The sequence below is a fragment of the Paenarthrobacter sp. Z7-10 genome (assembly GCF_026932795.1).
In the GTDB taxonomy this organism is placed as follows: Bacteria; Actinomycetota; Actinomycetes; order Actinomycetales; family Micrococcaceae; genus Arthrobacter_M.
In genome coordinates this window covers 45,088-54,685 of sequence record NZ_JADPVH010000026.1, presented here as the reverse complement: position 1 = coordinate 54,685, position 9,598 = coordinate 45,088, and the positions used below count along the sequence as shown (strand labels likewise).

Here is a 9,598-nt window from a genome sequence, read left to right as displayed (position 1 = left end):
ACGCTCATGATCCCACACCCACACCCGGAAGAATTAGCACACTCTAATTATCTCACAATGAGGGCATAATTAACAGGCTCCCGACGAGGAAAACTCCCAAAAATCAAAGGAACCCGCCCGCACCTGAATGGCTATGTCCAGAGTCCTGGGTTCAGGCAATGGCGCAGGTCCCGGCCGGGGTGAGCTGCAGCAGCAGACTACGGCGGTCAGCGGGGTTTGGTTTACGGACCAGGAAACCGGATGATTCGAGCCTGTCACTCATGGTCGTGATGGAACCGGCGGTCAGGTGCAGCTCGTGTGCGAGCTGCTTGGGCGTCAGCCCGTGCGCATCGGAGACGTGCCAGACCTCCGATTGTGTCGAGTATTTCTGGCCCCGGGCGGGCGTTTGAAACCGGCCCACGGGTTGACGATGGGGATGGTCGAAACTGGAGCACAGTGGTGGCGCGAATGCTTCAATTTGAACGGATCCCACGAGGGCGGCGCGAGCGGTACCTACTGCGGGTCAGAGCGGTCGTTGTCGGAACCAGATGATCAGAACCGTGGCGATCGTGCCGGCTCCTGCGATGAGCAGACCCGCTGTTCCGGACGCAATACCGGCTATTGAGCCTCCGGGGCAACGTCGATGAGAGTGGCACTCGTGTTCACCGTGCCCAATGAGGTGAAGGGGCTGGCGAGCTGAGATGACGGAGTAGCGTCGTGGACGATGGTCCGGATCGAGAGTACTTGCAGTGTATTGGCCGCACCGGCGAGGAAGAACAGGCCGAAGACGACGGGGACAACGGGGATAAGGGCCGAAGAGGCGAGGGATGCCAGCCCCTCGCCTTCCTGTCACTATTGACAGCGGAGGGAAGGGGTTGAGCCAAGACGCGAAACATGCATATCCGCAATGACGGCATACCGCGTCGCAGCGGAATCATATGGGCCGCTCGGATCACGAGGACGCGGGGCGTTCACGGAGGATGGGTCCGGGTGGTACGCCTTTGATGCGCCCTTAAGAACGATCTGTGCTGCCGAAGATGAGCGGACGACGCCGAGGTGGATGATGCTTGGCAGCGCAACGGGAATATGGCGACTGGTTGGATCCTGGCGAACTTGCGCGATGGCCGCTTGCTGGACACATTTGAATTTTGGGGCTGGCGCGTGGGTGGCCGGCAGCAATGGGAATACGATCGCGGTGCTGAACCGGCAGCTGGGCCGGGGATTGGACCGGTTGTGGGTAGCGGAGTCATTGACCATGGGAAAGATCAGTGGGAGCTGTCGCGAGGTGAAGACGCTGCTTGTAATCTGGATCAGGGAGCACGTTCTTGAGCTCTTGTTTCGCCGTCGCCCGGGCGACGTGGCTGCGGGCGTGTTCGACGGCGTCGTCAAGGCTCGCGAACAGGTGTTTCTGGTGGCGCAGTGAGGTGAGCACTCCGACCCGGGTTGCGAGTCCGAGGTGCTCGGGTTGGATCCCCTTGATCAGGACAGTGATTCCACGCCGTTCCAAGCCCGTAACCATGTCGGTGATGGTGCGCGCACCGGTAGCGTCGAGAACCTGAAGCTGCGACATCCGCAGGATGACTACCCTGACATTGCGGATGCGGGTCACCCGCTCGAGCATCCTGTCCGCGGCCCCGAAGAAAAGAGCGCCGTCCAGACGGAATATCGCAATTTGATCATCTTCGGCCCGGGCGGGGAAAGGAAGCTCCTCCCGATGGACCCCGCCTGAATTCGCCAGGGTCCGAAGCGTGAAGAATGCGGCGACCGCAATGCCGATTCCCACAGCGATGATGAGGTCAAAGGAAACGGTGATCAAGGCGGTGACAATGAAGACCGTCGCATCGGCCCGTGTGGAGCGGACAACGCTTCGCACGGTGGCGAGGGAGATCATCCGGGTTGCGGTGACCATGAGCACGCCGGAGAGGGCTGCGAGGGGAATTTGCCCCACCACTCCGGCGGCGAGATAGACGACGGTGACCAGTACGAGTGCGTGCACGATTGCGGCCATCCGGGTTTGGGCTCCGGAGCGGACGTTGACGGCTGTCCGGGCGATCGCACCGGTTGCGGGCATTCCGCCAAAAAAGCCTGAGGCGATGGAGGCCAATCCCTGACCAAAGAGTTCCCGATCCGCGTCATAGGGCCCGGAGTCGGAAATCGAGGCGGCAACACGGGCGGAGAGCAAGGACTCAATTGCCGCAAGAGCCGCAACCGTCAGCGCAGGTCCTATCAGCGAAATGCTGGTGGCGGCATCGAGAGCCGGCAGCGAGGGCATCGGAAGTGAGTGTGGAAGTAAGCCGATTCTGGCCAGCGGAAGGTTTGCGAGGTTCGCGGTTACGGACACCACAATGATTGCGATGATCGACCCTGGCAGCTGCGGATGGATCCGTGGCAGCAGCACCATCAGTAGGGCCACTACCACGACGGCAGCAAGTGTCCAAAAGATGGTTCCAGGGTTCAATTGCCCGAAGGACAGTGTGGCAGCGACGAATGCGTTGCTGCTGGGACCGGCCTTTGTACCGATGGCCGCGGGAACCTGCTGCAGGAATATGATGACTGCAATGCCGAGGGTGAAGCCCTCGATCACAGGCCAAGGGATGTAGGAAACGATCCGGCCGATTTTCAGTACTCCCGCGGTGGCCACCACCACGCCCGCCATCAGGCTTACCAGTGCGACGGCGCCTGGACCGTGGGCAGCAACGATGGGTCCGAGCACCACGACCATGGCGCCAGTCGGTCCGGATACTTGGATGTTTGAGCCGCCAAAAACGGCGGCAATGATTCCGGCAACTATGGCGGTGACGAGGCCGCTTGCGGCACCCGCACCGGAACTCACGCCGAAGGCCAGCGCCAACGGCAGCGCTACGATGCCAACTGTTATGCCGGCAACAAGGTCCCCACGCCTCGTCGGGCGTGCCGAGCGGTAGTCCTGCCAGCTGGGAAGGAGTGTATGGGCATAGTTGTACAGCCTCACCGGTGAGCCGCAGCGTCGTCGTTGACCTGCAGCGAATAACCGGGAAAATTGATCGTTGTCGCGAGCTGCTGCTGGGTGCTTTCGAGAATTTTCACCAGCAGTGCCTTAGAGATGGACAGGAGATCCGCGACCTCCGGATACGCCAGTCGATAGAACACCTGGCTGCCCCGACGCTCCGCAGCCACCAGGTGGTGACGGCGCAGGACGGAAAGGTGCTGCGAGAGGTGAGACGCTTCCAGCCCTGTGTCAGCCAGCAGATCCGTTACCGAAACGGTGTCAGCCGTGGCAAGAATCTCCAGCACCCTGATCCTGACGGGGTGGGCAAGCCCCTTGTAAAGGTTGGCTTTGACTTCATACAGTGGGCGGTGTGATTGCGAGAATTGGTCCATGCGTGCGAAGCTCCTGACGATAGTGTGAGTGTGTCAATCCATCATTATGGAGTCCAGATTCAGACCGGACGCCGGGTGGCGGTTGCTGGGTCTGGGTGGCCCTGTGGGGGGCACCCTATCCGTGCCGAATTTGCGTGGTCTGAGTGCTGTCAGATTTATCAAGCCTGTTCGATGGCATACTGGCCCATCATGCCTTGATCTTCGTGCCAGAGCATGTGGCAGTGGTACATGTACGGCAGGGACGGAGCGGTGTGCGATCCGAATGTCAGGGCCAGGCGGGCAGTTGTCCGTACAGGCAGGAAAACGGTGTCCTTCCATCCGGCGAACTCCGGGGCGGGCTTTTCCCCGTCGATGTCCAGGATTTTGAATTGCATGTCGTGGATGTGGAAGTTGTGGGCGCGGTGATCGATGTTGCTGATGTTCCAGATTTCGGCGCTTCCGGCGCGGACGACTGTGTCAATCCGGTCCATGTCCAGTGTCCTTCCATTGATCAGGGTCCCGTTGAGGATGAAATCCCTGGTGGCTACCGCGTGGTTCGTGTGGACTTCCGTCCCGGCGGTAAGCACATCGGGTAATGGCATGGAAGGGGACAACATGTCGGCGGCTTGGAACTCGAGAACATCCAAGACATCGTTGCCGCCGGCTCCGTTGTTGAACGCTTGACCCATGCCCAATTCCTGCGGAAAGGAACGGAACACGGTACTTTCGCCGGGAAGGAAACGGACCACAACCTCGGCGCGTTCCCCGGGTGAGAGTTGGATTCGTGTCGCGGTGACCGGCGCATGCAGCAGACCGCCGTCGGAGCCAATCACGCAGAACTTTCTGTCGTCGCTGAATCCGAAGTTGTAGACCCGGGCGCTGGAGGCGTTCAACAGCCGCAGGCGGATGGCTTGCGTGGTAACCGCGACGTAAGGGTTGTAGGTGCCGTTCACCAGGAGGGTATCTCCAACCAGTCCGGTCATGGCCCTTGAACCGGTTCGAAGCGAGCCGTCTTCTTCAAAAGTCCGGTCCTGGACAATGACAGGAAAGTCATCCACGCCATAGAGCGAGGGCAGCGCGGCGGTGAGGGGTTCATTGGTATCGATGATGAACATCCCTGCCAGACCTCGTAGAACCTGCTGTTCAGTCTTGCCGTGGGGATGTGGGTGATACCAGAGAGTAGCAGCTGGCTGGTCCAGCTTCCATTCCGTTGTCCAGGTATCTCCCGCAGCGATGGGCTGATGCGGACCTCCATCTGACACAGACGGCAAGCGCATACCGTGCCAGTGGATGGTCGTCCCTTCCTGTGTGCTGTTCCTGACACTCAAACGAACGATGTCGCCGCGTCGGGCCCTGATCGTGGGGCCCAGGAACGCACCGTTGTAGCCCCATGTCGGCGTCGCTTTTCCAGGCAGGAACCGGCTGGTACCCGGCTCCGCGGTCAGATCGAAATTCAGGACGCCTTGAGGATCCTTGGTGGACTTGGCCAGCGGTGGAATATGAAGCCGATTTGCAAAGTCCAGGGTGCCAACGGTGGAAAACGCGTCCCGGGTCTCACCGCTCCCACAACCCGCGGCCGTAATGGCTACCATTGCTCCCATGCCGGCCAGGAAAGCCCGGCGTGGCAGGGTTCGCGTCAGCCATGGGCCAGGGAAGTCCAGGGGCCCCTGGCGCGGCGGGGATAGATCCATATCTGTATTCGTCTCCAACCCGTCGACCATCGATTGATTGCTTGATGAATTCATCATATCGTAATATGGGGGTGGGGCCATGTGTATGGACCTGTCCGTGTACACCAAGGAGAGCTATATGACTCAGAAAATTCAGGTTGTGGGGTCGATCGTCGAACTCGATGGCGACGAAATGACCCGCATCATATGGAAGTTCATCAAAGACAGGCTGATCAAACCGTATTTGGAGATCAATCTGCTCTACTTTGACCTATCCATCCAAAACCGGGACGCGACCGATGATCGGGTCACTGTGGATGCAGCCACAGCCATCCGGAAGCACGGCGTCGGCGTCAAATGCGCAACCATTACTCCTGATGAGGCGCGGGTTGAGGAATTCGGATTGAAGCGGATGTGGGATTCCCCGAACGGAACCATCCGCAACATCCTGGGCGGCGTCGTCTTCCGTGAGCCCATCGTCATCTCAAATATCCCGCGTCTGGTCCCCGGCTGGAACAAGCCGATCGTCATCGGTCGCCACGCCTTTGGAGACCAATACCGAGCCGCGAACTTCAAGGTTCCCGGCGCCGGATCCCTGACTCTGACCTTCACCCCGGCGGACGGATCCGCCGCGCTCGTGCAGGACGTCGTGACCTACCCCGTAGCCGGAGGTGTTGCCATGGGTATGTATAACTTCAATGATTCAATCCGGGATTTTGCCCGCGCATCCTTCGCCTACGGCCTCCAGCGCAACTACCCAGTTTATCTGTCCACGAAGAACACCATCCTGAAGGCTTACGACGGCCAGTTCAAGGACCTCTTCCAGGAGATCTTCGACGCCGAGTTCAAGGACCAGTTCGACGCCGTCGGGCTGACCTACGAGCACCGCCTGATTGATGACATGGTGGCGTGTGCCATGAAGTGGGAAGGCGGCTATGTCTGGGCCTGCAAGAATTACGACGGCGACGTCCAGTCGGACACGGTGGCACAGGGCTTCGGTTCGCTGGGCCTGATGACCTCCGTGCTCATGACCGGAGACGGAAAGACCGTGGAGACTGAAGCGGCGCACGGCACCGTCACCCGACACTACCGTCAGCACCAGGAGGGTAAGCGGACCTCCACCAATCCCATCGCGTCCATTTTTGCGTGGACCGGCGGGCTGCGTCACCGTGCGATGCTGGACGGCACTCCCGACGTGCTCTCCTTTGCCGATAGCCTCGAGAACGTGGTCTTGGAGACCGTGGAGTCCGGCAAGATGACCAAGGACCTGGCCACGCTCGTAGGCCCGGATCAGTCCTACCAATGCACGGAAGAATTTCTTGAAACGCTGGCCGAAAACCTGCAAGTCCGCCTGGGCTCACTCGCTCCAACACGTTGACAGCGATGGTGCCGCCGCTGAAGTCCTGCGGCGTTAGTGCTCACGCGCAAGCATTTTCCTCCAGATTCCGGGTCGCGGCGGCAATCTGGTTCAGACTTTTTTGCATCCGCTCCGGCCACCACGGGAACTTTTAGGCCATTGTCCAGGGCCACGGCCACCCCGTTGTTAATTTTGGTGCACCCGAATCCTGTCTCGTGCCCAGGACCACCGTTCAGGAATCCCGCCACCGTCTGGCAGGTCTTCCACGGCAAACGGGGCCAGATCCACCACAAATACCGTGAATGGCAGGAAGAACAACTCGGGGCGCTCGGATCACGCCAGCCACTCTAGGAAGGACCACTGACATTCCCGGAAGAGTCCCATTCGATGGCTCACCGCCCAAAGAACGCCCTGGTCACTCTTGGAGTGACGCCCGAGAAGACGTTCACCGACCAGGGCCTCACCGGCACCAACCGGGCCCGGCCCGGGCTCAGGGAAGCATCGGCCACCTGCCGGGACTCGAACACCCTGGTCGCGCCCAAACTCGACCGCCTGGCCAGATCACTGCACGATGCAAGGGACATTGTTGACGAACTCACCCGCCGCGAAGTCAAGCTCAGCATCGTTGGCTCCGTCCACGACCCCACCGATCGCGTCCGCCTGCTCCTCTTCAACGTCGCGGCCATGGTCGCCGAATTCGAAGCCGACCTGGCCCGCGCAAAGACCCGAAAAGGAATGGCCGTCGCCAAGGCAAAGGGCCGCCTCCGAGGGAAAGAACCCAAGCTCTCCAAGACACAGGAAGCCCACTGCTCTCCGTTCACCAAGCAGGGACACACACGACCGTGGAACTAGTCGAACTATTCGCGGTAGCCCTTTCAACCGTCTACCGCCACCATCAAACGCGCCGGCGACACCACCGTTTAGATCCGGAAAATTTCACCGTCCAACGTCGAAATCCGCACCGATTCACCCTAAACGGGAATTTCCATCCCGATCCTCCTCAGACCCCGTTTCAGCAAGCACTGCTTCCCGTTTTCTTACTCCTGAAAGTCAGCCAACCATAGGTCGGGGCCGAAGACTTCGTACTGAATGTCTCTGGCGGGAGTCCCCCGGGCTATGAGTGAGCTGCGGACAGCCTTAAGGAAGGGAAGCGGCCCGCAGAGATAATACTCAGCGTCCACGGGATGCTTGACAGCGTTGACGTCCATGAACCCGGCGAGTGCACCGTTGACCAGCTCCCCGGTCTCCGATTTTTCGATAAGCCAGGTAGTCATGGACGCATCCGGAAGTTTCCCAATATCTTCCGTTATCTGCTCACGCAGGGCGAAGGAATCGGAGGAGTTGTCGGCGTGAAGCAGCATCACTTTTCGTTGTGAGCCGGACTGCACTAGATGTGAGAGCATCCCGGCCATGGGAGTGATACCGATTCCCGCGCTGGCGAAAACGACCGGCCGATCAGTGTATTCGAGCACGACGTCACCGAAGGGTACGGATAGAACCACTTCATCACCGACTTGGACGCTGTCGTGCAGGTAGTTCGACATTTCGCCGTCGGGTTTACCGAGGCCGTGGACCCGTTTAACGGAGAACTGACGGTGCAGGCCGTCATCGGCCCGCGTCAGGCTGTACTGCCGTGGCTAGACGCCGTCGGGCATCTGCAGCTTAATGCTGACGTACTGTCCCGGCAATGAGGGTTTCACCTCGCGATCATCAGTGCGCTCAACGACGAACGTGACGACGTCATCGGTTTCCTGTATCCGCTGCGCGACCCGCCAGGTGCGCCAAATGGTCTCCGGGGAAAGGCGGACCGCTTCATACATGCCGCGTTCCTTGTTGATGAGCATGTTGGCCATCAACCAGTACACCTCGTCCCACGCCGCGGCCACTTCCTCGGTGACAGCGCCACCAAGGACATCGACGATGGCCCACATGAGGTGTTCGTGGACAATCTCAGACTGATCCGGCCGCAGTCCCAGGGAGACATGTTTGTGCGAGATACGCGAGAGAAGATGATCCGGCAATTGATCCGGGGTGTTCACCAGATAACCCGCGAAGGCCGCTACGGATCCCGCCAACGCCTGCTGCTGCTGCCCGTCAGCCTGGTTGCCTCTATTGAAAAGTCCGTCCAGGAGATCCGGGCGGGCCTCAAACATGTGGGCGTAAAACCGCTGAGCGATTTCTCGGATATTTTCACCCACCACGGGCAAGGTTGCTTTGACGACGGGCAGCGCGGTATCTGAAAGCATTGCAAGGACTCCTGATAGGTGGTCCGGACGAAAGTGCCCGGGCCTTAGATTCCTCCCATCACGCTACCCCTGCCCCCGCGACGTTGGCGGCGCTTACAAACTCAACGGCTCAACCAGCTATATCACCACCACGCCACTGGTGACCAACCCCACCGTCATCACCCTAGAAATCTGGTTCAAAACAACGGTGGCCGGCGGGAAACTCATCGACTTCGACAATACACAAACAGGTCTATCCGCCTCTTACGACCGACACCTCTACATGACGGACACGGGCCGGATCGTCTTTGGCGTCTACCCCGGTGCCGCGAAAACCATCGCCGGCCCCCTGGCCTATAACGACGGGGCATGGCAGTCATCGATATGTGGATCCGACACCCTGACACTCTTTTTTGGAACTATCCCCAGGAATTCTTAATTCCCTCAAGCTTTGTCCGCTCCCATGGCATCGTGAACTCCGTCGCAATCCCCCACCGGAGGTCGATGGTTGCCTGGCCGAAAAGATCCGCCTCTTCCTTGTGCTGAAAAGACAGATGGGCATCCCCTTCCTTCACCTCTGCGTCGATGACCCTCCAGTCATCCATCCGACCACCCCAAATGCGGAGGGAGAGGGGGAAAAACATGCGCATCCCCTCCGGCATCCAATCATCACGCTCCCTCGGTACAGTCTCAACGACTCCGTCGCTGCTGATGGTCCACCCGCTTTCTGGGTGGAATGCGGATTCGACATTCTCCTCAGTCAGGGACCAGATCCGGTCGTTAAAATCTACCCACGCTTTAGCCACACTCCGACGACCACCGTCGTGGGTGGTCTCCACGGTCGCCACCACGGCAGGACGGGTGCGAGCGTCACGAATGGAGGAAATAATGGCAAGCATCGCTTCAAAGGAATTCTGCTCGTTCATGACATCCTCAATGACAGTGAGCACCCCCTGGAGCTCTCCTGAACAGACTAACCGAGGGACTGCTGAAGGATCTGATTGCTGTCAACTAAACCTTCAGCAGTC

The 9,598-nt window shown here is 59.7% G+C and carries 7 protein-coding genes and 2 pseudogenes; 3 read left to right on the top strand and 6 right to left on the bottom strand.

Annotated elements, in window-relative coordinates:
* Positions 1-151: 151 nt before the first annotated feature.
* The 4 genes from IV498_RS09795 to IV498_RS09780 all read right to left on the bottom strand — a co-directional run bounded on the left by IV498_RS09795 (position 152) and on the right by IV498_RS09780 (position 4,910).
* Positions 152-400 carry a MarR family transcriptional regulator gene (locus IV498_RS09795; protein WP_269046371.1) on the bottom strand — a complete coding sequence of 83 codons (249 nt, stop codon included), beginning with the start codon at positions 398-400 and terminating at the stop codon, positions 152-154.
* A gap of 825 nt (positions 401-1,225) precedes the next feature.
* Positions 1,226-2,950, bottom strand: a complete 1,725-nt coding sequence (locus IV498_RS09790) for a SulP family inorganic anion transporter (protein WP_269046370.1) — start codon at positions 2,948-2,950, stop codon at positions 1,226-1,228.
* Entirely contained in the window at positions 2,947-3,339 is a 393-nt protein-coding gene (locus tag IV498_RS09785) for an ArsR/SmtB family transcription factor (protein WP_269046369.1), read from the bottom strand. Before IV498_RS09785 ends, IV498_RS09790 begins: the two co-directional genes overlap by 4 nt.
* A gap of 158 nt (positions 3,340-3,497) precedes the next feature.
* Positions 3,498-4,910, bottom strand: coding sequence for a multicopper oxidase family protein (locus IV498_RS09780; RefSeq protein ID WP_269046368.1), 1,413 nt, complete (start codon positions 4,908-4,910; stop codon positions 3,498-3,500).
* A 217-nt stretch (positions 4,911-5,127) separates the two neighbouring features.
* On the opposite strand from IV498_RS09780, the gene IV498_RS09775 reads away from it, so the two are divergent.
* Together IV498_RS09775 and IV498_RS09770 are read left to right on the top strand one after the other, a co-directional pair.
* The gene (locus IV498_RS09775; protein ID WP_269046367.1) at positions 5,128-6,366 is read left to right on the top strand and encodes an NADP-dependent isocitrate dehydrogenase; all 1,239 of its coding nucleotides are present in this window, start codon (positions 5,128-5,130) and stop codon (positions 6,364-6,366) included.
* A gap of 366 nt (positions 6,367-6,732) precedes the next feature.
* A pseudogene (locus tag IV498_RS09770) lies at positions 6,733-7,409 on the top strand (recombinase family protein).
* Here the strand turns inward: IV498_RS09770 and IV498_RS19065 are convergent.
* Positions 7,383-8,591 (bottom strand): annotated as a pseudogene (locus tag IV498_RS19065) (globin domain-containing protein). The pseudogenes IV498_RS09770 and IV498_RS19065 sit on opposite strands and share 27 nt — an antisense overlap.
* A 139-nt stretch (positions 8,592-8,730) precedes the next feature.
* Between IV498_RS19065 and IV498_RS09760 the strand changes: the two are divergent.
* Positions 8,731-9,009, top strand: a complete 279-nt coding sequence (locus IV498_RS09760; RefSeq protein WP_269046366.1) for a hypothetical protein — start codon at positions 8,731-8,733, stop codon at positions 9,007-9,009.
* Here IV498_RS09760 and IV498_RS09755 read toward each other — a convergent pair.
* Positions 8,990-9,496, bottom strand: coding sequence for a hypothetical protein (locus IV498_RS09755; protein ID WP_269046365.1), 507 nt, complete (start codon positions 9,494-9,496; stop codon positions 8,990-8,992). The genes IV498_RS09760 and IV498_RS09755 overlap by 20 nt on opposite strands.
* Positions 9,497-9,598: the final 102 nt, after the last annotated feature.

What these genes read in the sequence shown, in the direction of transcription:
- IV498_RS09755 (WP_269046365.1), bottom strand. Translation starts at nt 9,496, where the DNA reads ATGAACGAGCAGAATTCCTTTGAAGCGATGCTTGCCATTATTTCCTCC.
- IV498_RS09785 (WP_269046369.1), bottom strand. Translation starts at nt 3,339, where the DNA reads ATGGACCAATTCTCGCAATCACACCGCCCACTGTATGAAGTCAAAGCC.
- IV498_RS09775 (WP_269046367.1), top strand. Translation starts at nt 5,128, where the DNA reads ATGACTCAGAAAATTCAGGTTGTGGGGTCGATCGTCGAACTCGATGGC.
- IV498_RS09780 (WP_269046368.1), bottom strand. Translation starts at nt 4,910, where the DNA reads ATGGTAGCCATTACGGCCGCGGGTTGTGGGAGCGGTGAGACCCGGGAC.